The following is a 25,755-nucleotide window of genomic DNA, read 5'->3' on the forward strand; positions in this document are numbered from 1 at the left end:
TGGCGGAACTCGGGCGGCTGGTCCGGCGCGTCAGCGCGCCTGGACCAGACCGCGATGGCTGTCGTCGCCGGGCGAGGTGTCGTGGATCCGGCGGAACTGGGCCCGGGCCTCGGCGCGTCGGCCGCTCTTCAGCAGCGCCCAGCCCCTGAGCATCGCGAGGCCACGGTCGAGGCTGCCGGTCTCGCGCTGGACCCGGTCGATATAGGTGAGCGTTTCACGGTAATGCCCGGCCTCGAAGGACTTGACCGCGAGCTTCGAGATCACCGTGCGGTTCACCACCTGCCGCTGCTTGCTGGTCAGCTTCGTGCGGCCCGCAAGGCTCGCGGCCTGATCGAGCTGGCCGAGCTGGGCATAGGCGAGGATCATGCCGTAGGAGGCGTCGCGGGCCATGCTGCCGCCACCCCGCTGGGCGACCTGGCCGAAGGCCTGGATCGCTTCGCGGGTGCGGCCGAAATTGAAGGCGCACCAGGCGCGCTGGTTGACCGCGTCGATCGAGGCGACATTGGCAGTTACCGCGAGGCAGGTCGACCAGTCGCCGCGGTCGGCCGCAGCCTTGGCGCGGGCCACGACCGGCGAGGGACCACCCGTCCCGCCGCTGCTCGCGGCGGGAGCGGGAGCCGCCGGCTGCGGTGCGGGCATGAGCTCTTCCTCCAGGGCGGCGAGCCGCGGGGTGAGTTCGGGATTGCGCGCGCGGGCCACTCCGAAGAGCTCGACGAGCTGTTCCTTGCGGGTGATCTCGCTTGCCTTCTGAAGCGTTGCGACGACGAAATCCTCCTCGCGGCATATCTTCAGGATGCCATCATAGGTCGAGAGCGCATCCGCGGTGAGCGCTGCATCGCGCTGCATCTCGGCGAGCCGCCAGGGATTGTTGATGCGCTCACAGGTGAGAATCGTGGGGTGATCGGCAAGGACGGCTATGGCTGCGGGCAGGTCCTGCGCGGCGTAGGCGGTCTCGAAGAGCGCCTGGCCTTCCTTGGCATCGAGGACGCTCACGAGCTCCCCGGGCGGGACCCAGCCGGGGTTCTGGGCCTTGACCTCGGCGATGAGCTGATGAGCCTCTTCGTATTCGTCGGCGTCGATCCGTCGCCAGATCGGGGTGGTATCGACCTGGCTGGCCACTGCATCGAGCGCCGAAAGCGTGCCCTGAACATCTGCACCGGGAAACTCGGTCTGGAGCCGCTCGATCTCGGCCTGCACGCTGGCCTGATCGTTGATCGAGAGGAAGTAGCGCAGTGCAGCGAGATCGGCTTCACTCAGTTCGGCAGCGGTGACATGAGGCGCCGGCGCAAGCGCAGCGAGGGCACAGAGCCCGGCGGCAAGGATCCTGGTTCTCATCGCACGTAACATCCCAAGGTTGATTCTCGTTGAGCCAGAAGCGAAAGCAGCTGGAGGACGCCCGGGTAGTAGGGCTGTCCGGCGGTGAAGGCGGGCATGAGCCCGCCGGTGCGGGCGCCCCCGGCGCAGGCGGTGAGGGCGGCAAGCGCGCGATATCCGGGATCACTGCTCGTCTCGCGGGTTTCGCCGGTTTCGGGATCGATCACGACCGGGATCGTGTCGCCCGCCTCTTCGAGGCTGGCGCGGTAGGCCTCGCGCGCCCGGGCGACCGCAGGATGGCCGGGCAGGCCGGACCAGATCAGGTAGAGAGGTACCCTGAGCGCCTCATAGCCGAAGGCGCGGGATTTCTCCGGATCGGGTGAAAACCCCTCGGGCGTCACCCGCACCCAGTCGGGCACGAGGCGCTCGCGGGCAAGTCGGGAGAGCATGGCGTTGCCATCGGCGGCGGCCGCGACGAGGCGAGGCTCGGCCGCCTGCTCGCCGATCTCGCGCATGGCGCGAAGCATGTAGTAGGCGGGGTTGACCACGACGCCTTCCGATGTGGCAAAGCCTTCCACCCCGGGGATCAGCAGAAGCCATTCCTGCGCGCTGCCCGGCGAGGGTATGAGGCAGAGCCGCGAGATGTCCGCCGCGATCCTGGTGCCGATCTCGCCGTAGCGGGGCTCGCCGAAGCGGTCGGCCGCGCGCATCAGCGCCCAGGCGGTGAAAAGATCGCCGTCGGTGGCGTTGTTCGTATCGGTGACTCCGCCGCCGTTCGCAGGATGCCAGCGCCAGGCAAGCAGCGCGTCATCGCGGACGGCGAGATTGGCGAGCGTCCAGTCGAGGATGAGATCGAACCCCTCCCGGTCTCCGAGCGCCTCGGCAACGAGCAGCGCGTAGCCCTGTCCCTCGGAATGGCTGACATTGTCCTGCAGCCGGTCGATCACCCGGCCCGAGGAGGAGACGTGGATGAGCTTCCACGCCTTCCAGAGCGGCAGGAGCGGATCCGGCGTGGCGGCCGTGGCGGCGCAGAGGCCCGAGCCGAGGCTTGAGGCCACCGCGCCCATCGCTGCTGATGCGAGAAAACCGCGCCGCGAGATCATCGCTGCCTCCGGGAGGCGCCAATATAGGAATTCGCGATCAGCACCGAGAGGATGGTGATGGCGGCGATGATACCCACGAAGATCCTCGGGCGGGCCGAGGCGAAGTTCCCGAGCACGCCGCGCCAGTTGCGTTCGCTGACGGGTTCCTCGAGAACCGGCAGGCGGGTCTCGTCGGTCCAGGTCTGCCAGTGATTGTCCCATGTCAGCAGCGCAAGGTGCCCCGAGAGCGGGATGCCGCGTTGAGCGACGGTTTCGAGAGCGGCCAGCACGTCGTCGATGCGCGCCTTGTCGGAGAGGAGCAGGTAGAGATCCTCGGGCGTCTCGCGATCGAGCTGGAACAGGATCGCTTGCCCGCGTGTCTGGCCGAGCCAGTCTGCGAGCTCGGAGACCGGGTCCGGGAAGATCAGCCGTGAGAGCCGCGTGGAGATCTGGAGGCCAAGCGCCTGCGCGCCCGATGCAATCTGGCTCAGCGGGCCGGTTCCCCCGCTTGCGGAAGCAATGGCGAAGGGGTCCTCGGGTAGCGTCGCGGCCGTGGCGGCGGCGACGAGAGTGGGAGAAGGCACCGGCGTGCGCGGCGGCTGAAGGGCCAGGAGCGTGACCTGACGGCCTATGCTGAATTCCCCGAAGGCCGCCCGGGAAAGGTCGGTCTCCCGCAGCACGACGAGGCGCTTGGCCGCGGCGGGCTGTCCAGCGGCCGGCGTTTCGCCGTGGAGGGCGGCGGCAAGGCTCAGATAGAGCTCCCACTGCCGGGTATCGTCGCCGGAATGGGCTGCATTGGAGGCCGCCTCGATAGAGAGCGGCCCGCCGCCCGACATCCAGTGCGAGAGGCCCGGCATGTGCATCTTCGGCGACGAGGGCAGGGTGAGGGTCGAGGTGTCGCGGATCTCGATCCGGCCGACATCGGCCGTAAGGCACGGCTCGTCTTCGGGGTCCCCCGGAACGCTGACCTCGAAGCCGAGCACATTGCGTCCGGCCTTGAGAAGGCCTGCATCGAAACGGACCTCGAGCGGTTTCTCTTCGAGGCGTCCGCCGCGATCGAGCGGGACGATGCGGACCACCTCGCCATTGATGCGGATGCGCAGTTCGGCGCCCGTGGGCAGGCCCGAGAGATACGCGAAGGCGAGTTGCAGCACCGCGCGCTCGCGGACGTTGATGAGCCAGTCGTTGGGCAGGCGGAACGCCATATCCTCGATCCAGAGGTGCTGCGAGATCCGTGTGGTCTCGAAGCCCAGTGTGCTGAGGGGCACTGGCACATCCTGCGGGATCAGCGGCAGGCGCGCGAGGGCCTGGGCAATTCCGGGTGTGCCGAAGAGATCGGGTAGGGCGGAGCCATCCGTACGGACCTCCATGATCTGGCGTCCGTCCGGCTCGGCGCGGAAGCTCACCCGGTTCGTCTTGCCGGGGCTGATCTCGATGACGGGCGGCGGCATCGCGCCCTTCCGGAGCTTGCCCTCGCGGGTCGTGAAGGTGAGGCCGCCGCCCATGGTGCGGCCGAGTTGGCGGCTGATCTCGCGCATTTCGCCCGAAGTGCCGCGCTTCATCTCGCTGTCCCTGACCAGGATGCCCTTGCCGCTTCCCCGTGCGACCGAGGCTGCGGCGAGGAAGGCTTCCCCGCCGGGCTGCAATCCCGCAGCGGTATAGCGGATGCCCGACTTCGTGAGGTCTACGCTCGTCCACAGATCATATGCGGCGTGGGCGCCGCAGTAGAGGCGGTGAGCGAGGTTCACCTCGACTCGCAGGAGGTTGAAGCCGGAATGGAGCGTGCCCCTGGGCAGCTTGAAGCTCACGGATTCAGGCTTCGAGATGCTCCGGAGCGGCATCTCGCCGATAAGCTCGTCGCCGGCAAAAACCCGCAAGGTCGAGCGGCTTGGCAGGATGAAGGCGCTCGAGACCGCAGCGAGGGTGAGTTCGTGAGCCTCGATGCCCGGCGGAACGAAGAGCGAGAAGGCGAGACTGTCATGTTCGCCGTGGAACTGTGCGCGGGCGCTCGAGACCCGGCCCATGTCGAGCGGCCAGAGCGCGGCGAGCGGCAGCTTCGGTTCCTCGGGCGCATGGACTTCAGCCGGGGCGGGATTTGCGAGCTCGACGCGCGGCCCAACGAGTTCTGTCTTCGGCTCTAAGGGACGCACAGCCGCCGCAGCGCCGGTCACACGGGGTAGCGCGATGGCGCCTGGACGGGCCTCGGCCGCGGCCTCTGCGGCGGCGGGCCGGATCGCGGGCGCCGAGGTCTGACCCAGAAACCCGGCGAGCGGGATTGCAAGCGTGACCGGCTCCTCTGCCGCCGTGGCGGGCATGGCGGCAAGCAAGGGCAGAAGCGCCAGTGCGAGGCGGCTGCGGCAGCGGAGCTCCGGTCGAACGAATGGACGGATCATGGCAAGCCTTCTCATGCGAGGTTCAACCGCTCGTCGCCGGTCGCACCATGGGCGTCGGACGAAGGCACGGGGCGAGGTCTGTAAGCGCGCCGCGCGGCAGAGCTTCCGGCATCGCGTGCGGCGATGAAGGCCTGCGCCTCGATCGGCGTCTCGTCGCTCCAGCCGGCAATCGTGGTGCTGGCGCCCCTCTCGGCGAGGGAACTGCCACGCGACAGCAGAAGCGCCCGCAGCATGTGCCAGATCCCGGCGACGCCGAGACGGCTGACGTTGATCGCTCCCCAGATCAGGCCGTGGCGCGTTGCAGTCTGGCGCTCGCGGATCGCCTGCCACCGGCGGCTGTCGCCGTAGAGGAGGGCTGCGATCGTGAGATAGGCTTCGCGCGTTTGCGTTTCGGAAAGGGATGCGCCGACATGGAGTCGACCATCGGCGGCGCCGCCGTGCGTGACCGTGCAGACAATCTCGCCGATTTCCTCCACGCCCTCGAGCGAGGTGGGCAAGAGGCGGAAAGCGTCGCCTGCCACGGGTCTGCGCAGGTCTCGGGTGAGGGCACGCGGCGGAATGGCGATGCCGATGCCGCTGAAGGAGATGTCGGTGATGACACAAGGCACTTCGATCGGTGCACCGGCCTCGGTGGTGAATTCCGCGACTGCGGGGCAGGCGAGCTCTCCGACCCGCGGTGCGGCGCGGCGCTGGCGCTGCTCGACAAGTGAACGGAGGCTCGCGCCGACGAGAAGCGTGTTGAAGATGGCCCAGGCCCCGACGATCTGGAGCACGGCCCGGTCGCCGGGATAGGCATGCCAGCGCCAGGCGAGCGCGCCGACCCCTGCAAGCATGAGCAGGAAGAGGTAAAAGAGCGGCCGATAGACGTCGGTGAGCCGGGTCTCGGAAATTGTCTCGTCCTTGCTCGTCACCCGGAACCGGGCGCCGAGGGGCGCAACGACGGCGCGGAGCACGCCCTTCAGCAGGTAGGGCGCCTGGGCAATCTCGTAGACCTCCGAGATGAAGGGCCACCGAACATTCGCGAAGAGGATGTTCTGAACGAGGTAGCCCATGGCGAGATAGCTGCCCATGTAGGCAAACGCTTCGGCGGCGGTCGTCACCACGATCTCGAGGCCGAAGAAGAGATATACGAGCGGCGCCATCAGGAGCAGCAGCCGGACCACCGGGAAGAGCCAGTAGACCATGGAGTTGAGATAGGTGAGGCGCTGCCAGAGCGAGAGGCCGCGAAGCAGGAATGGGTTCGACAGCACGAGGATCTGGATCATGCCGGTGGCCCAGCGGCCGCGCTGGGTCAGGAAGGAGGGCATGGTCTCGGGCTGCAGCCCGGCGATCATGGCATGGTTCACATACATCGAGCGCCAGCCACGCCCGTGGATCTGGATCGCGGTCTCGGCATCTTCCGTGATGGTGCGGCCATGCATGCCGCCGACGCTCTCGATGGCCTCCCGACGCAGCAGGGCTGCCGATCCGCAGAAGAAGGCGCCGCCCCAGCGGTCCAGCCCCTTGTGCATGAGGCTGTAGAACATCTCGTTCTCGGGCGGGCTTTCCTTCGGGAGCTTGAGATTGCGCGCGATCGGATCGCGGTTGAGGAAGAAGTGGGGCGTCTGGACCAGAGCGAGCTTTTCGTCCTCGCAGAAGTAGCCGACGGTGCGCGCGAGGAAGTCGCGCGACGGGGCATGGTCGGCGTCGAAGATCGCGATAAGCTCGCCGTTGAGCGTGGCAAGAGCGTCGGAGATGTTGCCGGCCTTTGCGGCGCGGTTTTCGGGCCGGGTGCGGTAGAGGACACCGAGTTTTTCGCAGAGCGCCGAGAGTTCGTCTCGGCGGGCGCGTGCGGCCATGGCAATCCCTGGATCCGGGCTGAGGCAGCGCTCGTCCGTGCCACCATCGTCGCAGAGCACGACGTTGAGGAATTGGGGGGGGTAGGCCATGTTCTTGGCCGCCGACAGGGTCATGGCGAGCAGGTCGGTCGGCTCGTTCATCGACGGGATGAGCACATCGACCGTTGGCAGGTCGCGGACCTTCACCGGCTTCGGGCGGCGATGGTCGATGGGATCGGCGACGACAAGGCAACTCAGGAAAAAGGCTGCGATCAGATAGGTCTCGACCGCGAAGAGCACGACAGCGGCCGCGAAGGAGGCGTGATCCTCGAAGGGCGGCAGCGTGTCGAAGAGGCGCCAGAACCAGTAGCGCATGACAATGACCGAGGCGATGCCGAGAAGGCTAAGACGCCAGATGCGTATGTTGACGAAATTCCGCAGCACGAGCACACAGCAGATCGCGGCTGCGCCCATCAGTGCCTGGACACCGAGCGAGGTCGGGACGCTGATGAGCGCCACCAGGCACGCGAAGGCGGCGAGCCAGAGCACAAGGCGGGCGAGGCTCCCGAATATGGAGATGCCGTGATAGATCATTTCTTGCCTTTCAGCCGGGGTCTCAGCAGCGGTGCGGTCAGAGGGCCGATATGCTCATCGGTGCGAGCGCCCTGGCGCGATCTCCGGGGACGCAGTTGCGCATCACGGTGGCGGTCGTGCGTCCGGCATCGGCCGGGCGGACCGCGAGGACACAGGTGATACCGGGCTCGGGCTCATCCTCGACAAACAGGGTCGTTGTGAGCCCGCCCGCTGGGATGAAATCGCGCGCGATGACATACTCGAACGGGTGCGGCATGGAGCCCAGGCGGCGCAGGAGCTCGTCGACGGCATAGGGACCAAAGAGGCCCGTGCCGGGCATGGAGAGCAGAAAGTTCTCGCCCGGGAGAGCCGTGGCGTTTGGAAGGAGCAGTCGTCCTGTGCCGGGCATTGCAGAGGATGTCACGGCAGACGGGCTATCCGCGAGTGCGCCTGCCTCCGCCGAAACCGGAGGCAGAGATGCGGCGATCTCGGCAGTGCTCGTTGTCGTTACGCATCCCGCGAGACTGAGGCCCGCGATCAAGCCGCACAGAATGGCTGGCCTGCATACCGAACGCTGGCGCGTGTTCCGCCCCATCGGAACAGTCGGTCTCTTCATGCCGCAACTCCCCTCGCTGAGTGCGAAATACCTCGGTAATCAACAATTTTTCCCACGCTGCCCCGGATGCGGGCCGTGCGGCACGCATTCACAGCTTTCCGTTTCAGGCAGGCTCGTATCGTCTATCGCAAGGAGATCCGGCCGCTTCAATTTTATTAGAAAGGTCTGGTTAATCCGCGGCGGGGAATTTTACCGATATTTCCGCACGTTATGGGCGAGCGTGCATGTCGGCGCGGGCGGGCGGCCGATCGCGGGGCCAAGGTGTCTGCCTTGAAATGGCGACGTTTCGGCTCTGTGTGGCGTGGCGCACGCCTTTCGGTTTGCGAGCGTCCGCAGGCGATTAACCAAAGCCGGAAAAGACAGGTCGGACGAGGAACTCAGGAGCCTGCGGCGAGTTTCAGCCGCTCGAAATCGGAACGGATCATCTCCGGAAGCTCTGTGGCCCGTCTGGTCTTCATGTCCATCAACACGATGACGTTTTCGGCGATGGCTGTGCAGATGCCGTCCTGGAAGACGGCTTGCCGTAGGGTGGCGGAGCTGCGGCCCAATGCCAGAACGCCCGTTCCGATCACGGGGGTGCCTGGCCAATGCATCTCGCGCAGGTAGTCAACGATGAGCCGGGCAATAACGAACTGGCAGCCGCTTGCCTCCAGCAGCGGCAGGCTGTCATGGAGCAGATCGACGCGGCCAGACTCGAAATAGGTCGCATAGACCGCGTTGTTCACATGGCCCTGGCGGTCGGTGTCACCATAGCGAATGTTTTCGGTGACTTGTGCCGGGAAGGCCTCCAGCGGAAGCACTTCGATCCTGTCTGCCATGTCTTGCCCACTATATCGCGCCGTTTGCGGCGACCTTGATGGCAATGGGTCCGGGGAGCGTCAAGGTCGCCTGGAAACGAGAATGGCAATCGGCCTTTCAGCGAAGGCCTCGGGGATTTCCTCGCGGGAGAGATCCGCGCCGGTCAGAACGTCCGTCCAGCCCGGAGCGCAGGCCACGGCCGCCAGCGCGGCGCCGGGTCCGCGGGTTTCAGGCGGCAGAGCGACACCGACAAAGAGCTCGGTTTCCGGCGTCGCGCGGCGAAAGGCGATGATGCGGCCGCAGCCGGTTTCGATCGGCTCGTAGGTGCCCTCGGCAAAGAGCCGGGGCCGGGCGCGGCGGAAGCGGAGAAGGCTTGCCGTAAGCGCAAGCTTTTCGCGACCATCCCAGCTGGCCTCGGTGGTGCGCACGGTTTCAGGGAGCTCCGTGGCGAGGTGTTCCGCGCGGAGCGCGAAATCGACGGGCCTGCGGTTGTCTGGATCGACGAGGCTCTGCTCCCAGAGCTCAGCGCCCTGATAGATATCTGGTACGCCTGGCGCCGTGAGCTTGAGCGCGGTCTGCGCCAGCGATAGCCGGAGGGCATCCGGAGCGATCCGGGCCTCGAAGGTGCGGAAAGCCGAAAGGAATGCGCCGTCGCGTTCCAGGGCGCGGGCTACGAGCGCGGAAAGCGCATCCTCATAGGCCGGGTCGCCCTGAACCCAGCGGGTGTTGGCACCGGCCTCGCGGGCCGATTTCAGCATGGCTTCGGTTACACGAATACGGAAGGCTTCGAGCGCCTCCGCCGCGGGCAGGTCGCGCCATTCAAAAGGCCACGCGCCGAGAAGCAGCTGATAGAAGAAGTATTCCTCGTTGGGATCGACCGGCCTCTCCCGGTCGGCGAGCAGTTCCCGCCAGTGGGCCACCGACTTCTCCCATTCGGGCAAGTGGAAGGTGAGTGCTGCGATGCGCATCCGCGCGTCTTCACCGCGTTTGGTGTCGTGGGTCGAGGTGGTTAGCATTGCGCGGGGCTCGCGAAGCTGTCGCGCGGTGTTGGCGGCGTGGAAGGCCTCGGGCGTGACCGGCGCGGAGCCGGGTTCACTGCCGACCTCGTTGAGCGCAATCATCGGATTCCAGCGATAGAGGGCCGTGTCCTCGAGCCCCTTAGCCATGACCGGGCCGCTGAGCTGCTGGAAGCAGGTGGCTGCGGCATGGATCGCGCGCTCGGCGTCGGGTCGCGCACGGGCGAGATCGAGCGTGAGAACGCTCCGCAGGAACTCGAAAATCCCGCTCTCGATGCCGGGCAGGGCGGTGCGGGCAGCAGCGATTGCGGCTTCGATCCTCGGACAGTCCTCTGCGGGCAGACCATTGGCATCGGCATAGGTGCGGTAGACACCGAAGGCTGCGATCACCTCGATGAGCCCGGCGCGAAGCGCGCTGCGGCCAAGATCGGCGGTGCGGCGGTCCCCGCGGGCAAGGGTATGCAGCCGGGAGGTCAGCGCCTCGCATTCCGCGGCCATCGGGCCTTCGAGGATGGCGCGCTTGCCGTCGAGCACGATGTCATGGGCCTTTTCCCGGCGGCCGGTGACCTCGCGCCAAAGGCGGACAAGCTCGGGGCCGGAGTCGGGGTTGATGAGGAGGCCCGCGAGAAGGTTGGTGACTTCGTAGCCGGTGGTTCCATCGGTCTGCCAGCTTTCCGGCAGGGTTTCGCCTGGGGCGAGGATCTTCTCGACGAGCAGCCAGAAAGGGCGCGCTGCTCTTGCGCGGAGGCGCGTGGTGTAGCCTTTCGGATCGGCGAGCCCGTCGATGTGGTCGATGCGAATTCCGTCGATCGTGCCATCGGCAATGAGGGCGAGAACGAGCCGGTGGGTTTCCTCGAAGATCTCGGGCTCCTCGACGCGCAGGCCGGCGAGATCGGAAATGGTGAAGAAGCGGCGGTAGTTTATGGCGTCATTCGCGAGCGTGAACTTCGCGGCACGCCAGAATTGCGCATCGGCAAGCGTGCCGAGCCGGGCGGCATCGCCGTTGTGGGCCGCGAGTGCGGTTTCGATTCCGGCGCGTGTTTCGGGATCATCCGCATGGGCGGCGGCGAGACCCGCCTTGAGGCGGCCCCATACCGGATCTCCGCCGGGCGTGTCGCCGGCGGCGGCAAAGGCATTGGCATGCGCCGCGAGCCGCGGGGCGCAGCCGAGTATTGCAGGATAGCACCGGGGGCAGATGGGCAGGCGGTGGGTGTCGTGGGCAAGGATGAAGAAGCCGTCGTCATCATATGCGAGGCGCAGGGCCTCGGTGCCGAGCAGATTGCCGAGACTGTCGCCAAGAAAGGGCATGAGCACGTGGCCCGAAAGGCCGGGATGTCCGCTCCGCCAGTCGATGTCGAAACGGCTCGCGTGCGGGCTTTCGGGACCCCACTCGAGAACCGATAGCCAGAAGGCGTTCGTGCTTCCGCCTATACCCATGTGGTTCGGGACAAAGTCGAGCAGCAGGCCGAGGCCTTCGGCTCGGAAGGCGTCCGCCATGGTGCGGAACCCTTCGGCGCCGCCGAGCTCGGGATTGAGCAGGTTGTGATCGATCCCGTCATAGCCGTGGGTGCTGCCTGGCCGTGCGGCGAAGACCGGGGAGAGATAGACGTGGCTTACGCCGAGATCCGCAAGATAGGGCGCGATCGCGGCCGCGTCGGCAAACCCGAAGCCGCCATGGAGCTGGAGCCGGTAGGTGGCACGGGGGAAGGGACGGGATGTCTCTGTCATCACTTTCGCCTCGAAATCTCGAACGAGCGGGGGATGCCGCGCTCACGGCAGAGCGGGCAGCTCGGTGGTGAAGGCCGTGCCATACGGCGGCATGTCGCCGGATTTCCCGGCGCCCTGTTCGGCATGAAACAGCTTGCCCGGCAGGTCCGGTGCCGCGCGCGATGTCGCGGTGAGGTTTGCGCGCATGTGAACGGCGCGGCCGGCGAGGGCCCAGGACACCGCGATCACGCCTTCCTCCGCCGCGAGTATCCGGCCGCAGTTGCCGCCCGTGGCCGCGAGATGCGGTGTGATCGTCTTCGCACGTTGGGCGAGAAGATCGCGGACGAATGCCCGCCACGCGGTGCCCTCCGGGCTTTCGGCGGCCTGCCAGTCGATCTTCGAGGCAGTGAAGGTCGAGAGCGCGTTCGGGTCCGGGATTGTTGCGCGAAGTGCCGGGTCCTCGAAGGCGGCGAAGGCCCCGAACTCGCGGCGGCGCCCCTCGCGGACAATCTCCGCCAGCTCCCCCTCGAAATCGGTGAAGAAGGCGAAAGGCCGCGTTTCACCCCATTCCTCGCCCATGAAAAGGAGCGGGATATGCGGCGAAAGCAGCAGGATTGCGGTGAGGGTCCGGACGAGAGGCGCAGGGGCCAGAGGCAGGAGCCGTTCGCCGAAAGCGCGGTTTCCGGTCTGGTCGTGGTTCTGAAGAAAATCGACGAAGGCTGCGGGCGGGAGGTGTGTGGAAGGATGGCCCTGCGCCGCGCCGCTAACGGGGGAGGTCTCCCCCTGATAGACAAAGCCTTCGGCCAGGGCGCGCGCCATCTTGGCCCAGCGGTCTTCGGTGAAATCGGCGTAGTAGCCTTCGGACTCACCGGTTGCGATCACATGCGCGATGTTGTGGAAGTCGTCGTTCCACTCGCCGGTATAGAGTGGCACGCCACCCTCCTGATCGCGTTCATGCAGCGCGGTGATGTTGCGGTTGTCCTCGGTGGTCAGATGAATCCGGCGGTCGGGGAAGGCCGCACGGATCGCGCGGGCGATCTCGACAAGGATTTCAGGGTCGGAGTCCGGATCGCGAACATTGTCGATGGCATCGAGCCGGAGGCCGTCGAGGCGGAACTCCTCGATCCAGTAGAGCGCGTTCTCGATGAAGAAGCGGCGGACCGGGAATTTTGCGTAGTCTATCGCCGCTCCCCATGGCGTGCCGCGCTCCGGATCGAAGAAGTCCGGCGCGTAGGCGTGGATGTAGTTCCCGTCGGGCCCGAAGTGGTTGTAGACGACATCAAGCAGCACCATGAGCCCATGCCCGTGGGCGGCATCGATGAAGGCTTTCATGTCCTCGGGCGTGCCGTAGGCGCGATGCGGGGCGAAGGGGAGCACTCCGTCGTATCCCCAGCCGCGCTCGCCGGAGAACTGGGCCACGGGCATGATCTCGACGGCGGTGATGCCGGTCTCGGCAAGATGAGGCAGTTTCTCGATCGCGGCGCGAAAGGTACCCTCCGGAGTAAAGGTTCCGATGTGGATCTCGGAGATGACTGCCTCCTCCCATGGGCGCCCCGGCCAATCCGGGATGCGCCACTCATAGGCATGAGGATCACAGAGGCGAGACGGGTCGTGGACGGAGTCGGCCTGCGCGCGGGCGGCGGGATCAGGCACGGCGAGACCATCCGGCAGGATGAAGGCATAGGGGTCGCCGGGCCGGGCCGCGGCGATCTCGATGTCGAACCACCCTTCAGCGGCGGCGTGCATGGCATGCTCGGCTCCGCCATGCCGGAGCGAGAGGGACGCAAGCCCGGGCGCCCAGAGGCGGAAGCGGGCGCCCTTGTCGAGAAGCTGGGGGCCCCAGAGGGTGATGGCGGATCCGTCGCCGCTCATCGAGTCCGGCCCTCCAGAACCTTGAGGCTCCGGCCTTCGACACTGATCGGGGTTTCGAGCGACGCTGGCAGCCCGACGCGGGAGGCAAGCCCGGTCGCGGTATCGACCAGAAGCGACCAGCGGCTCTCTCCGGCGGCGCCGGAAAGGTTGAACTCAACCGGCTCGAAATGGGCATTGAAAAGCATGAGTGCACGGCGCTCCGGGGTTGAGAGCATCATGGCGAGCGTCCGCGTTTCGCCATTGTCCCAATCCTCCTGTTCCATGGAAGCCCCGTCGGGGCGCAGCCAGGAGGCGGTGATCTGGGGGCGGCCTTCGGGAATGTTGTGGATGTAGTTGGGATAACGGAAGAGCACGTTCGATTTGCGCAGCGCGATCATGGCGGCGACGAAATCGCGGAAGGCAGCATCGCGTTCGGACATGCCCGAAAGATCGAGCCAGTTCGCGGGCGCGTCCTGACAGTAGGTGTTGTTGTTACCGTCCTGCGTTCGGCCGATCTCGTCGCCCATCAGGATCATCGGCGTGCCTTGGGAGAGCAGCATTGTCGCGGCCATTGCGCGGCGCAGGCGGTCCCGGAGATCGAGAACCTCCTCATCCTCGGTCGGGCCTTCGGCGCCGCAGTTCCAGCTCTTGTTGTCGTCGTGGCCGTCGCGGTTGTCCTCGCCGTTCGCCTCGTTGTGCTTGTCGTTGTAGGACACCGTGTCCATCAGGGTGAAGCCGTCGTGGGCGGTGATGAAGTTGACGCTGGCCCACGGTCTGCGGCCGCGCTTGTCGAAGAGACCGGCGGAGCCCATGAGATTGGCCGAGAGACCCGCAGTCTGGCCTCCGTCGCCCTTCCAGAACGAGCGTATCGTGTCGCGATACTGGTCGTTCCACTCGGCCCAGCCCGGGGGGAAGTTCCCGACCTGATAGCCATAGGGGCCGGTGTCCCAAGGTTCGGCGATGAGCTTGACGCGACTGAGCACCGGGTCCTGCCGGACCGCATCGAGAAAGGTCGCGTCCGAGCTGAACGTGTCGCGGTCGCGCCCGAGCGAGCTCGCGAGGTCGAAGCGGAACCCGTCGACATGGCAGGTCTCGACCCAGTAGCGCAGGCTGTCCATCACCATCTGCAGGACGCGGTTGTTCTTGAGGTTGACCGTGTTCCCGCAACCGGTGGTGTCATAATAGTAGCGCGGGTCGTCCGCCAGAATGTAGTAGGAGGCGTTGTCTATGCCGCGGAAGCTGAGCGTCGGGCCCATCTGGTTGCCTTCGGCGGTGTGGTTGTAGACCACGTCGAGGATCACCTCGATGTTCGCCTCGTGGAGTCTGCGGACCATGAGCTTGAATTCGTGCAGGTCCGAGCCCGGCGACAGGTATCGCGTCGCGGGGGCGAAGAAGCCGATGGTGTTGTAGCCCCAGTAGTTGGTCAGCCCCTTCTCGATCAGATAGCGGTCATCGAAGAAGGCCTGTACCGGCATGAGTTCGACGGCGGTGACACCGAGCTTCACCAGATGGTCGATCGCGCGCGGATCGGCGAGGCCGGAGAAGGTTCCGCGGAGCTTGTCGGGGATTTCGGCGTTGAGCGCCGTAAACCCCTTCACATGCGCTTCATAGATGATCGTTTCGGCCCAGGGATGTGCGGGCGGGGCATCCCGCCCCCAGGTGACGGCGGCGTCAACGACCACGCATTTCGGCATCACGAAAGCGGAGTTCCTACGGTCGTAGGAGAGATCGGCGGAGCGGTGCCCGATCCGGTAGCCGAAGACACTGTCATGCCAGTGAATCTCGCCATCGAGCTGCTTGGCATAGGGATCGAGCAGGAGCTTGTTGGGGTTGAAGCGATGGCCGTGGTGCGGCTCGTACGGCCCATGCACGCGATAGCCGTAGAGCTGGCCCGGACGGACATCCGGCAGGTAGCCGTGCCAGACTTCATGGGTGTATTCCGGCAGGGGAACGCGCGCGATTTCCCGGCGGCCGCGGCTGTCGAAGAGGCAGAGCTCCACCTTGCTGGCATGGGCGGAAAACAGGGCGAAGTTGACACCGGACCCGTCCCACGTTGCGCCCAGCGGAAAGGGACTTCCTTCCTTAACCGTGTAGCCCTGGATTTCCATGCCTCGCCTTCCTGCTCAGGTTGTGCCCCTCCCGGCGGGGCTTCTTGCATGCAGGATGGAGCTCCGGGCGCGAATGGCAAGGTGTGCCGGGGCCCGTGGAGGCAGGATCGTGTTTTTCCTGTGCGGCCGGGATGTCCGGCCGTACAGAGCTTGTGCAGTCCCGACCTCAGGCGGCCTCGGCTCGGGCTTCGCTGAGCGCGCCGAGCAGGAAATCGGATGAGCTTTCGCGAAGTCTGTCAAGGCGGGCACCGACGGTGGCGTAGTCGATCGGGCGGGCTGCGATTGCGGAGGCCTCGGCAGGGTCATCGCCGGTAAAGATCCGGTCGGCGAGCCCGAGTTGATCGAGCAGCGATGTGAAACGGTCGACACCACGGCCGCGATTCGGGATCGAGATGAAGTTTCGTTCGAAGAGGATCGAGAACACCGTGCCGTGGAAGGAATCCGTCACCACGAAGTTCGCGTCCTGAAAGGCGCGGAGCCAGGCGGGGATATCAGGTTTCGCGCCACCCTTCCGGATCGTGATCTCGTTGGCCCGTCCGATGCCGGGGCAGGTGGCGATCACCGTGCCACAGATGTCGCGGGCGAAGGATGTGCGGTCGAGCACGTAGTTGAGAACGGCGCCGCGTGGCGGCGGGGGAGCCTTGGCGGCGATTGCGGCATAGTGCGCGCGATCGAGCAGCAGGGTGGGGTCGAGGCAGAGCGCGGCATCGGGTCGCCCGAGGGTGGTCCGGCAGATCTGGACGCCGCTTGTCTCGCGGGCCGATACAGCGTCGAAGCGGGCCAGCAGTCGTGAGGCTTCCTCGGTCTTGCGCGGATAGGCCCAGTCCTTCTGGCCGAAGGAGGCGGCGTAGGAGATTCGGCGCACTCCCGGATCTTCCACGAAATCGAGGAAGTAGATCATGTGGTTGTCATCGCCGTGATACTCGAAGCGCCAGACCTGGTCGCTGCCAACGACGACTGCATCGAGACCGAGTTGACGCAGAGCGCGGGAAAACTGCTCTCTTGTGCGCAGGATGCCGGTCCTGTTGGGGAGATGCTCGGCAATGAACGGATAGTGGATCGCGCGCTCCCGTTCGCGGGCGCGCAGGTCGCCGATGTTCTGGCCCGGAACGGTCTGGAGAACGCGCAGGGCCGCGCGGGTCCAGATTGGCCGCTCGGCCTTCTTGGAGAGGAGCACGGGTGTCTTTCCCGCGTTTTCCAGCGCCTTGTAGAGCGCGGCGGCTTGCAGGATGCCGCCGTAGTTGTTGTGCAGTGGCAGCGTCAGTATGCCCACGCGCTGTGTCATGGCCCGACTCCTTCACGTCCTTCACGGATGGTTTCCCGATCGTGCCCCACCCCGGGACCGTTCCCGGCACCCGTCTGGGTCCGGTTATGGTTAACGGACTATGGAAGTCGCAAAGCGTGTAGCGGTCAAGCATAACATGTGCGTGATGCGGGGATCCGCCGATGGCCCTCGCAAAGTCGTCCCCGCGGGGAAAGATTCCCCGCGGCTACCGGCGTCTGGCGTCGAAATAGGCGAGACCCAGTGCCGCGAGGCCGGCCAGCGCGAGGGCTGCGCCGACCCAGCCGGTGGAGGCCCAACCGAATCCCGCCGCGAGGGCAAGGCCTGCGAGGAAGGGACCGATCGCATTGGCGAGGTTGAAGGCGGCATGGTTCATCGCTGCGGCCAGGGTCTGCGCATCGCCGGCTACATCCATCAGGCGTGTCTGGAGCGGGATGAAGACCCCGGCTGTCGCTCCGAGGAGAAAGACCATCAGGATCATGAGCGGCCAGTTTCCCATCACCAATGCATAGAACGCCGGGGTGATGGTCATGCCGGCCAACAGTATCGCCGCGCCGCCGAAGATCGACCAGGAGGCGAGCCGCCCGGCGATCGGTGTGCCGATGGTCGCACCTATCCCGAATGCGGAGAGGGCAAGCGGTATCGCCCAGGCCGGGGCATGGGCGGCCTGTATGAGTGCGGCCGAGAAGTAGGAATAGACTGCGAAGATACCGCCGAAGCCGATGGCGCCGACCAGAAGCGTGAGCCAGACGGCGCGGTTGGCGAAGGCGCCCAATTCCTGAAGCGGCCCGGCGGCAAGGTCGGGCCGGCCCTTGGGCACGAAGCGCCCGATCATCATGACGGAAATGAGGCCGATGGCGGCGACGAGCACGAAACAGGTGCGCCAACCGAAGGCCTGGCCGACCGCACCCGCCGCGGGGACGCCGATCACGTTGGCAATCGTGAGGCCGAGCATCACCTGGGCTACGCCCGCAGCCCGGCGTTCCTTGGGCTGGGCATTGGCGGCAACGAGCATGGCAATGCCGAGAAACGCGCCATGCGGCAAGCCCGCGATCACCCGGGCGGTGACCAGCCAGCCGATGCCGGGGGCGAAGGCGCCCGCGAGGTTTGCGATCGAGAAAGTGCCGATCAGCAGCATGAGAAGGAGCCGCCGCGGCAGACGGGCCCCGAGCACGGCGAGGATCGGAGCTCCGATCACGACACCGAGCGCATAGGCGCTGACCGCATGACCTGCGACCGGTTCGGTAACGCCAAGACCCTTGGCGTAATAGGGCAGGAGGCCCATTGTTGCGAATTCCGACACGGCGATTGCGAACGCGCCAACGGCGAGAGACAGGACGGTAAGGCGCGCCTGGCGGGTTTGCGGCGTCATGAGAAGCTCCGGGGGTCTAAAGGGACTCTGGCGCGGGCCGGATCCGGCGTTGCCGCGCCATGCCGGAGGCTAATGCTCCCGCGTGCAGACGTGCAAGGCCGAGCCGCGCAATTCAGCGCTTCATGTGATGCGGAAGTCGCAGGGGCAGCGGGTTACCGGATTGGCATGCCGCATAATTTGCGGTATGTTCTGGCATGTAATGAATACCCTTACAGGAGGGGCGTATGGGAATTGCGCAGAGACGCTCCACGAGCCTGACGCTGGACCGGCAATTGCTCGACGAAGCCAGGGCGCTCGGCGTGAATATCTCGCGGGCGGCGGAGGCTGGGCTCACTGAAGCTGTCCGGGCGGCGCGTATGCGGAGCTGGCAGGCAGAGAACGCAGCCGCGATCGCAGGCTTCAATGCCTATATCGAGGCCGAAGGCGTCCCCCTCGCATCCCGGCGCAAGTTCTGAGGCGGGTGCGTGGCGCAGCAATTTGATGTCTTTCGCATGTCCGACGGCATGCTCGTCGTGGTGATCCAGAACGATCTGCTCGATGCGGTACGGACCCGTGTGGTCGCGCCACTTCTGCCTGTGGGCCGGGCCGGGCCGCCGATGCGAGGGCTCAATCCGGAGTTCCAGATGGGGGCGGAACGCGTGGTGCTGATGCCGCAGCTTCTCGCAACGCTCGCGCTCCCGGAGCTCGGCGAGCGGGTGGGGTCGCTTGCCCCGATGCGCGACGACATTGTGCGGGCGCTCGATATCCTGCTTGCGGGCGTCTGAATGCGCGTCACAGTTGCGGCGGAAGGCCTTCTCCAGCGGCCAGTGTGAGCACATGGGCGCAAATGTCTCCCGGCCAGTCTGACATCAGGGTTTCGAGCCGCGCGTGGTCATTGGCAAAAAGCGCGCGGGTGGCTTCCTCGAAATTCGGCAGATCGCCGGCAATTGCCCACATGAAGCGCGACGCGGCGTCGATGGCTGCACGCTGTTGGCTTCGCCCGTTATCGGCACGGCGCGCGGCGTCGACCAGTCTGCGCAGCGTCTGGCTCGCGCCGCCCGGCTGGGTTGCAAGCCAGTCCCAATGTCGGGGTAGCAGGGTGACTTCCCTGGCCACCACGCCCAGCCTGGGCCGCCCGCGCGGCCGGGGCGCCGGTTCCAGTGGCTCCGGCGGAGTGGCAGGCAATTCGTCCTGTGCTTCCCGAATGTCGAGATCGACGGGCTTCCCGGTGGCGTCATCAAAGATCTGCAAGGTCGCGCCGCCCTCTTCCATCGCGCCACGGGCGCGTCGCGCAATCTCGCGCAGGGGACCGCGCGCGAGACGCCTGTTGTCCCGAAACAGGGTGAAGATCTTCTCATGGCAATCTGGCATCGGGCTCTCCTTCGAATAATTTATACCCGGGCAAAATTATTCTTGCAATATTTGCCCGGGTAAAATAGTCCGCCAGCTGAAATTAGGGCGGGGTCAGGAGATCGGAGCCATGGACAGAAAGGCGGAGATCCGGCGCTACAAGGAGCGCGAAGCGCCGGCAGGAATCTATGCGATTCGGTGCGCCGCGACGGGGAAGATCTGGGTTGGCGCAACGCCGTCGCTCGACAAGATCGCCAATCGGCAGTTCTTCACACTGCGCCAGGGCACGAACCCCAATGCCGCGCTTCAGGCCGCGTGGAACCGTTCCGGGGGGGATGCCCTCACCTTCGAGCCGATCGAGGCACTTGGCGAGGACGTGCCTGCGCTGGCGCGCCCGCGCGTCCTGAAGGAGCGCCTCGCGCACTGGCTCGAGGCGCTGGAAGCATCGCGGATCTGAGGCCGCGCTGTCGGCGATCAGTTCATGTACCAGCCGTGGCTCACGACGAGTGACTGGCCAGTAAGCGCGTTGGTGGGGAAGGCCGCGAAAAGCCAGGCGACATTCGCCACGTCCTCGATGGTGGTGAACTCGGTATCGACCGTGTCGCCGAGCATGATCTTCTCCACCACTTCCTTCTCCGAAATGCCGAGTGCCTTGGCCTGTTCGGGAATCTGCTTCTCGACAAGCGGGGTCTTGACGAAGCCCGGACAGATCACGTTCGCCCGAACGCCATGTTCGGCACCCTCTTTGGAAATGACGCGGGCCAGTCCAAGCAGGCCGTGTTTTGCCGTAACGTAGGCGGACTTGAGGGGGGACGCTTCCTTCGAATGGACGGATCCCATGAAGATGATCGAACCGGATCCCGCCTCGTACATATGCGGGAGCACGGCTTTTGATGTGAGGAACGCACCATCGAGGTGGATCGAGAGCAGCTTCTTCCATTCGTTGAACGGAAAATCCTCGAGCTTGTGAACGATCTGGATCCCGGCGTTCGAAACGAGCACGTCGATCCCGCCCCAGACCTTCACCATTTCGGCCACGCCTGCGTTTACGGCCGCCTCGTCGGTCACGTTCATCTCGAGGGCGAGCGCTTCTCCCGGACCCATTTCGGTGAGTTCCTTCGCGGTACGCTCGGCCGCAACCAGGCTGAGATCGGCAATCGCGACTTTTGCGCCATCCGCAACGAAACGCTTGGCGATGCCGTGACCGATGCCGCTCGCGGAGCCCGTGATGAGCGCGCGTTTTCCCTTGAGGTTCATTGTCTTACCCTTTCGTTTTTTTGATCCGGGTGTTCCGCGTGCCGGAAGCCGCGTCTCTGCTGCGCTTCTGGTGGCGATCACGTTCGCCGAGATCGAAGATGAGAAGGCCATTCGTCGGAGCCTTGCGCGAGACCCAGTCCGGATGACGGATGGCGCGGGCGGCATCGTCGGCGCCCGCCGCCCAGTGTTCCCGCATCGAGCGGCGCGAGAATTCGTAGTCCTTCGACTGCCCCTCATAATTGCGCTTGCGATAGATGAGATGCATCAGCGTTACCGCGCCACGCGGTCCGGCATCGCAGAGGGCGAGAAGATCCGGATCGTCGCGCAGTTCCGGCGGCAGGCGGTCATGCAGGCGTTTTGCGGCCGCGGCGATGTCGTGCCGCTCGCGGAAGCGGTCGGTGTTGAGGCGGGTCCGGCTCGAGAAGCGGATATCCTTCTCGCGCTGCGCGACCTCGAAGAGATCCTTCGGGCCCGTTCCGCGGGCATCGAAGAGATCGAACTGAAAGACGCAGAGCGGTTCGGCCGGCGCGTGTTCGAAGATGTGTTCGAGAGGGGTGTTGGAGACAAGACCGCCATCCCAGTAGAACCGCCCGCCCACCTCGACAGGCGGGAAACCCGGCGGGAGCGCGCCGCTTGCCATCACATGCTCCGGGCCAATCCGCATTTCGTGAGAATCGAAGAAGACGAAGTTCCCGGTCTCGATATCGACCGCACCAACGCTGAGCCGGGGCCCCTGGCTGTTGAGATAGTCGAAATCGACGAGTTCCAGCAGGGTCCGGCGCAGCGGGCTTGTGTCGTAGAAACTGATGGCTCCGGGGCTTCCCGAAGGCTGAAACGGGGCCGGCAGGGCGCGCGGCGTAAAGAACCCAGGAACGCCCTCCAACATCACCTCGAAGGCAGAGGCCTCATTGATGAAGGGCCGGAGACCCTGGATGGCGAGAGGTGCGGTGAAAGGCAGCCCGGAGGTCGCCAGCGTCCAGAAGGCCTCAAGCCTTTCGACGCGACGCTGCGGGGGATTGCCGGCAATGAGTGCGGAGTTGATCGCACCGATCGAAACCCCGGCCAGCCAGTCAGGCTCGTGACCGCCTTGGGCAAGAACGGTGTATGCTCCGGCCTGATACGCGCCGAGTGCTCCGCCGCCCTGTAGGACGAGCGCGGTCAACTCGGCCTGATTCTCCTGATTCATCCCTCGGTCTCCCTGCATCGTTCAATGCGATGTCATGGAGACTAGGTGTTACTTCATTCTTGCGACAGTGTGGCCGCAACGTGAAGGATATTTAAGAAATCACCGGGATCAGGCTGCAGCGCGAAGGGCCTTCGCGGCGGCCTCTCGGATCGCGCGGATGTTCTCGCCGTAGACCTCGGGTTTCCCGACCGAGCCGCCCTTGAAGACCGCTGAGCCGGCAACGAGAACATCGGCGCCTGCTTCGACGACAAGGGGCGCGGTGGTCGGATCGACGCCGCCGTCGATCTCGATATGGATTGGCCGGTCGCCGATGCGGGCGCGGAGTGTCCGAACCTTCTCGACCTGTGAATGAATGAACTTCTGGCCGCCAAAGCCCGGGTTCACCGTCATCACGCAGACAAGATCGATCATGTCGAGGAGATAATCGATCGCTTCTGCGGGTGTGCCGGGATTGAGGGCAAGGCCCGCCTTCGCGCCGGAGGTGCGGATCGCCTGCAGCGTGCGGTGGATATGCGGACCGGCCTCGGCATGGGCGGTGATGATGTCCGCCCCGGCTTCGGCAAAGGCTTCGATGTAGGGATCGACCGGCGCGATCATCAGATGTACGTCCATGACCGTTCTGACATGCGGGCGGATCGCCTTGCACATCGCCGGACCGAACGTGAGGTTGGGGACGAAATGGCCGTCCATCACATCGACATGCACCCAGTCACAGCCCTGGCTTTCGATGGCCTGACACTCGGCGCCGAAATTCGCGAAGTCGGCCGAGAGGATCGAGGGGGCGATCTTGATGTTGCGGTCGAAGGTCATGTCGTTTTCTCCCGGTCGACGTCCAGTCCGCCGCGGAAGACGCGGCTCTGGCGGATGTCATCCTCTGTTATCGTGCTGAGCGCCTCGGCGTTCAATGGGCCTCGCGATGTCTCGAAGAGGCGGTTTGCTTGCCGCAGGCGCGCCCTGTCAAGAGCATTCCGGATCGACCGGGCATTGGCGAAATGCGGCTGGGCGCGGCGGAGCGCGATATAGTCGGCTATCGCAGTCCTGCCGCCCGCATCGAGGCGGTAGTTCTGAGCGTCGAGCATGTTTTCCGCGATCTCCCCGAGTTCTCCGTCGGTGTAGTCGGGAAACTCGATGTGATGGGCGATACGCGAGCGGAACCCGGGATTGGCGGTGAAGAAGCGGTCCATGCGGTCGGCGTATCCGGCCATGATTACCACGAGATCGTCGCGATTGTTCTCCATGACCTGGAGCAGGATCTCGATGGCTTCCTGACCATAATCCCGTTCGTTATCAGGGCGATAGAGGTAGTAGGCCTCGTCGATGAAGAGCACACCCCCCATGGCCTTCTTGAGCACTTCCCTGGTCTTCGGGGCGGTGTGGCCGATGTACTGGCCGACGAGATCGTCGCGGGTGACGGAGACGAGGTGGCCCTTGCGGACATAGCCGAGACGGTGGAGGAGGCCCGCCATCTTGAGCGCGACGGTGGTCTTGCCGGTGCCGGGGTTGCCGGAGAAGCTCATGTGGAGCGTCGGCGTTTCCTGCGCGAGACCCATTGTGCGGCGGGCTCGATCGACCAGGAGCAGTGCGGCGGTTTCACGGATGCGTTGCTTGACCGGTGCGAGACCGACGAGCTCTCGATCCAGGTCCCGGAGCACCTCGGCGACACCCGAACTTTCAAATTCGGCCCGGAGATCGATCTTTTGCGGCGGGGTGGTTTCGGTGGTGTCGAGGCTCATCTCAGGCTCCTCCGGAGCGTATGGAATCGATATGGAAATGATATGGAATCCGTATGGCAACAGATTTGGTTCTGGCGCAGGACAAGATGCAGATGCCCTGGCCGGTGGCGGCGCCGCGGCGGGGTATCGCCGCGGGCCGCCGGACCCATTTGCTGATCTCCTTCGAGCTCTTCGCGCGGTTCAGCGCCACCGGGACCACGGACCCGACGCGCATCATCGAGGCGGGGGCGGCGGGCGCGGCCATGTGGCTTGCCGGGGCGATCGGGCTCGCCGCCGGCGCCGGTCCGTTCGCGCTTGCAGGGATGGCCACGGTGCTGGCGGTCATCGTGCTCTCCCTGCTGCGGCTCATCGAGCGGCGGAGAGGGCGTAGTTCATCGTCCGGCCGCGCACGTCCGTCCGGGTGAGGCGCAGGGTCGGCTCCTCGGCGGGGCGGTTGACGATGAAGGAAAGCCGCACGGTCTCGAAACCGCCGGTTGCATCGAAGGCGTTGATGCGGATGTAGGCGTCGGGATGTGCCTTGCGGCACTCCTCGAGCTCCATCATCACGCCCTTGGCGTCGCGGAGGTCGAACATCGGGTTGCCGAACATTTCCCAGTAGGTGTTCCGGGGATGGGGATCGTCGGTATGCTCGATGCCGATCGCCCAGCCGTTTTGCAGACAATACTCGACCTGCGCGGTGATCTGGGTGTCATCGAGATCGGGGAGGAAGCTGAAGGCGCCCTGGGTGATGCGCATGGGATTGGTCTCCTTTGGATTTGCGGCCTGTCCTGCTCTCTGGCGCTGCCCGGCGTTGCTGCCGGGCGCTGGCCGGAATCAGGCGGGGACGGGTGTCGGCACGTAGTCGGGCGTGTCGGTCGAGGTGTAGTTGAAGGTGATGTTGCCCCAGGTATCGAGCGCGGCCTCGAGCGGCTTGCACCACTTGGCGGCGGCGCGCAGGATCTCCGGGCCTTCGTTCGCGATGTCGCGGCCCTCGTTGCGGGCGAGCACCATGGCTTCGAGCGCCACGCGGTTTGCGGTCGCGCCGGCCTGGATGCCCATCGGGTGGCCGATCGTGCCGCCGCCGAACTGGAGCACCACGTCATCGCCGAAGAGGTCGAGAAGCTGGTGCATCTGACCGGCGTGGATGCCGCCGGAGGCCACCGGCATGACCTTGCGCAGATCGGCCCAGTCCTGCTCGAAGTAGATCCCGCGCCGCAGGTCCACCTCGTTGTGCCGCTCGCGCAGGACGTTGTAGAAACCCTGAACCGTGGGCGGATCGCCCTCGAGCTTGCCGACGGCCGTGCCCGCGTGCAGGTGGTCGACGCCCGCGAGCCGCATCCACTTGGCGATGACTCGGAAGCTCACGCCATGGGTCTTCTGGCGGGTGTATGTGCCGTGGCCCGCGCGGTGGAGGTGCAGGATCATGTCGTTCTGCCGGCACCATTCGCTCATCGACTGGATGGCCGTGTAGCCGATCACGAGGTCGATCATCACGATGACCGATCCGAGCTCCTTGGCGAACTCGGCGCGGCGATACATCTCCTCCATCGTCCCCGCCGTGACGTTGAGGTAGTGGCCCTTGACCTCTCCGGTCTCGGCGCTCGCCTTGTTGACGGCCTCCATGCAGTAGAGGAAGCGGTCGCGCCAGTGCATGAAGGGCTGCGAGTTGATGTTCTCGTCGTCCTTCATGAAGTCGAGCCCGCCCTTGAGGCCCTCGTAGACAACGCGGCCGTAGTTCTTGCCCGAGAGGCCGAGCTTCGGCTTGGTGGTCGCGCCGAGGAGGGGGCGGCCGAACTTGTCGAGCCGTTCGCGTTCGACGACGATGCCGGTGGGCGCGCCCTTGAAGGTCTTGCAGTAGGCGACCGGGAAGCGCATGTCCTCGAGCCGGAGCGCCTTCAGGGGCTTGAAGCCGAAGACGTTGCCGATGATCGACGCGGTGAGGTTCGCGATCGAGCCTTCCTCGAAGAGGATCAGGTCATAGGCGATGTAGGCGAAGAACTGGCCTTCCTGGCCGGGCACGGGTTCGACCCGGTAGGCCTTGGCCCGGTAGCGCTCGCAGTCGGTCAGGCGATCGGTCCAGACCACGGTCCAGGTGGCGGTGGAGCTTTCGCCCGCGACCGCCGCTGCTGCCTCGACGGGATCGACGCCATCCTGCGGCGTGATGCGGAAAAGCGCGAGGATGTCGGTGTCCTTCGGCTCGTAGTCGCCATCCCAGTAGCCCATCTGGGCGTATTTGAGGACGCCGGCCTTGTAGCGTTCCTTGCCGCGGATTTCCTTCGGGTCTGACATCTTGTTCATGGGGCGTTTCCCTTTCGGATAAGAGTGTCCTGGTGCGAGGAGCT

Annotated in this window: 22 protein-coding genes; 4 read left to right on the forward strand and 18 right to left on the reverse strand. The window is 65.6% G+C overall.

The features are described 5' to 3' along the window. Nucleotides 1-30: 30 nt before the first annotated feature. From ACF66B_RS18910 to ACF66B_RS18960, 11 genes are all read right to left on the reverse strand, one after another. Complete coding sequence (locus ACF66B_RS18910; protein WP_111430676.1) at nucleotides 31-1,335, reverse strand: hypothetical protein; 1,305 nt, start codon at nucleotides 1,333-1,335, stop codon at nucleotides 31-33. Beyond that, nucleotides 1,332-2,417: a glycosyl hydrolase family 8 gene (locus tag ACF66B_RS18915; RefSeq protein WP_162683331.1), complete on the reverse strand. Its 1,086-nt coding sequence runs from the start codon at nucleotides 2,415-2,417 to the stop codon at nucleotides 1,332-1,334. The genes ACF66B_RS18910 and ACF66B_RS18915 overlap by 4 nt, the downstream gene beginning before the upstream one ends. Beyond that, nucleotides 2,414-4,789: a cellulose biosynthesis cyclic di-GMP-binding regulatory protein BcsB gene (locus tag ACF66B_RS18920; protein WP_162683332.1), complete on the reverse strand. Its 2,376-nt coding sequence runs from the start codon at nucleotides 4,787-4,789 to the stop codon at nucleotides 2,414-2,416. Before ACF66B_RS18920 ends, ACF66B_RS18915 begins: the two co-directional genes overlap by 4 nt. Before the next feature lie 11 nt (nucleotides 4,790-4,800). Then, nucleotides 4,801-7,200, reverse strand: coding sequence for a UDP-forming cellulose synthase catalytic subunit (gene bcsA / locus ACF66B_RS18925; protein ID WP_111430679.1), 2,400 nt, complete (start codon nucleotides 7,198-7,200; stop codon nucleotides 4,801-4,803). Nucleotides 7,201-7,237: 37 nt separating this feature from the next. After that, nucleotides 7,238-7,519 (reverse strand): hypothetical protein, encoded by a 282-nt coding sequence (locus ACF66B_RS18930; RefSeq protein ID WP_392665043.1) that lies wholly within the window; start codon nucleotides 7,517-7,519, stop codon nucleotides 7,238-7,240. A gap of 653 nt (nucleotides 7,520-8,172) precedes the next feature. Then, the gene (locus tag ACF66B_RS18935) at nucleotides 8,173-8,613 is read right to left on the reverse strand and encodes a thioesterase family protein (protein ID WP_111430681.1); all 441 of its coding nucleotides are present in this window, start codon (nucleotides 8,611-8,613) and stop codon (nucleotides 8,173-8,175) included. A gap of 60 nt (nucleotides 8,614-8,673) precedes the next feature. Continuing rightward, nucleotides 8,674-11,337, reverse strand: coding sequence for a malto-oligosyltrehalose synthase (treY, locus tag ACF66B_RS18940; RefSeq protein ID WP_111430682.1), 2,664 nt, complete (start codon nucleotides 11,335-11,337; stop codon nucleotides 8,674-8,676). Between the two features lie 42 nt (nucleotides 11,338-11,379). Next, complete coding sequence (gene treZ, locus ACF66B_RS18945) at nucleotides 11,380-13,188, reverse strand: malto-oligosyltrehalose trehalohydrolase (RefSeq protein WP_111430683.1); 1,809 nt, start codon at nucleotides 13,186-13,188, stop codon at nucleotides 11,380-11,382. Further along, on the reverse strand, nucleotides 13,185-15,275 hold the full coding sequence (gene glgX, locus ACF66B_RS18950; protein WP_111430684.1) for a glycogen debranching protein GlgX: 2,091 nt from the start codon (nucleotides 15,273-15,275) through the stop codon (nucleotides 13,185-13,187). The genes treZ and glgX overlap by 4 nt, the downstream gene beginning before the upstream one ends. Before the next feature lie 166 nt (nucleotides 15,276-15,441). Further along, complete coding sequence (locus ACF66B_RS18955; RefSeq protein ID WP_111430685.1) at nucleotides 15,442-16,560, reverse strand: polysaccharide pyruvyl transferase family protein; 1,119 nt, start codon at nucleotides 16,558-16,560, stop codon at nucleotides 15,442-15,444. Nucleotides 16,561-16,765: 205 nt separating this feature from the next. After that, the gene (locus ACF66B_RS18960) at nucleotides 16,766-17,929 is read right to left on the reverse strand and encodes an MFS transporter (protein WP_111430686.1); all 1,164 of its coding nucleotides are present in this window, start codon (nucleotides 17,927-17,929) and stop codon (nucleotides 16,766-16,768) included. A gap of 224 nt (nucleotides 17,930-18,153) precedes the next feature. On the opposite strand from ACF66B_RS18960, the gene ACF66B_RS18965 reads away from it, so the two are divergent. Then, a complete protein-coding gene (locus ACF66B_RS18965; RefSeq protein ID WP_111430687.1) occupies nucleotides 18,154-18,384 on the forward strand; it encodes a type II toxin-antitoxin system CcdA family antitoxin in 231 nt (76 codons plus the stop codon). A gap of 9 nt (nucleotides 18,385-18,393) precedes the next feature. Further along, nucleotides 18,394-18,693 carry a CcdB family protein gene (locus ACF66B_RS18970; RefSeq protein WP_162683334.1) on the forward strand — a complete coding sequence of 100 codons (300 nt, stop codon included), beginning with the start codon at nucleotides 18,394-18,396 and terminating at the stop codon, nucleotides 18,691-18,693. 7 nt (nucleotides 18,694-18,700) lie between these two features. Here the strand turns inward: ACF66B_RS18970 and ACF66B_RS18975 are convergent, their stop codons facing one another. After that, nucleotides 18,701-19,279, reverse strand: a complete 579-nt coding sequence (locus ACF66B_RS18975; RefSeq protein ID WP_111430689.1) for a DUF2239 family protein — start codon at nucleotides 19,277-19,279, stop codon at nucleotides 18,701-18,703. Nucleotides 19,280-19,388: 109 nt separating this feature from the next. Between ACF66B_RS18975 and ACF66B_RS18980 the strand changes: the two genes are divergently transcribed. Continuing rightward, nucleotides 19,389-19,715: a GIY-YIG nuclease family protein gene (locus ACF66B_RS18980; RefSeq protein WP_111430690.1), complete on the forward strand. Its 327-nt coding sequence runs from the start codon at nucleotides 19,389-19,391 to the stop codon at nucleotides 19,713-19,715. A 17-nt stretch (nucleotides 19,716-19,732) separates the two neighbouring features. On the opposite strand, the gene ACF66B_RS18985 is transcribed toward ACF66B_RS18980, so the two are convergent. From ACF66B_RS18985 to cbbX, 4 genes are all read right to left on the reverse strand, one after another. Further along, complete coding sequence (locus ACF66B_RS18985; RefSeq protein ID WP_111430691.1) at nucleotides 19,733-20,515, reverse strand: 3-hydroxybutyrate dehydrogenase; 783 nt, start codon at nucleotides 20,513-20,515, stop codon at nucleotides 19,733-19,735. 4 nt (nucleotides 20,516-20,519) lie between these two features. Continuing rightward, complete coding sequence (locus ACF66B_RS18990) at nucleotides 20,520-21,701, reverse strand: patatin-like phospholipase family protein (protein WP_111430692.1); 1,182 nt, start codon at nucleotides 21,699-21,701, stop codon at nucleotides 20,520-20,522. A gap of 108 nt (nucleotides 21,702-21,809) precedes the next feature. Further along, complete coding sequence (gene rpe, locus ACF66B_RS18995; RefSeq protein WP_111430693.1) at nucleotides 21,810-22,511, reverse strand: ribulose-phosphate 3-epimerase; 702 nt, start codon at nucleotides 22,509-22,511, stop codon at nucleotides 21,810-21,812. Beyond that, a complete protein-coding gene (gene cbbX / locus ACF66B_RS19000) occupies nucleotides 22,508-23,434 on the reverse strand; it encodes a CbbX protein (RefSeq protein WP_111430694.1) in 927 nt (308 codons plus the stop codon). Before cbbX ends, rpe begins: the two co-directional genes overlap by 4 nt. A gap of 53 nt (nucleotides 23,435-23,487) precedes the next feature. On the opposite strand from cbbX, the gene ACF66B_RS19005 reads away from it, so the two are divergent. Beyond that, on the forward strand, nucleotides 23,488-23,838 hold the full coding sequence (locus tag ACF66B_RS19005) for a hypothetical protein (RefSeq protein ID WP_111430695.1): 351 nt from the start codon (nucleotides 23,488-23,490) through the stop codon (nucleotides 23,836-23,838). Here ACF66B_RS19005 and ACF66B_RS19010 read toward each other — a convergent pair. Both ACF66B_RS19010 and ACF66B_RS19015 read right to left on the reverse strand, forming a co-directional pair. Beyond that, nucleotides 23,780-24,169 (reverse strand): ribulose bisphosphate carboxylase small subunit, encoded by a 390-nt coding sequence (locus tag ACF66B_RS19010; protein WP_111430696.1) that lies wholly within the window; start codon nucleotides 24,167-24,169, stop codon nucleotides 23,780-23,782. The two genes, ACF66B_RS19005 and ACF66B_RS19010, sit on opposite strands and share 59 nt — an antisense overlap. A gap of 78 nt (nucleotides 24,170-24,247) precedes the next feature. After that, the gene (locus ACF66B_RS19015; RefSeq protein WP_392665107.1) at nucleotides 24,248-25,702 is read right to left on the reverse strand and encodes a form I ribulose bisphosphate carboxylase large subunit; all 1,455 of its coding nucleotides are present in this window, start codon (nucleotides 25,700-25,702) and stop codon (nucleotides 24,248-24,250) included. Between the last annotated feature and the right edge of the window lie 53 nt (nucleotides 25,703-25,755).

The organism is Amaricoccus sp. B4, assembly GCF_043226085.1.
Classification (GTDB): Bacteria; Pseudomonadota; Alphaproteobacteria; order Rhodobacterales; family Rhodobacteraceae; genus Amaricoccus.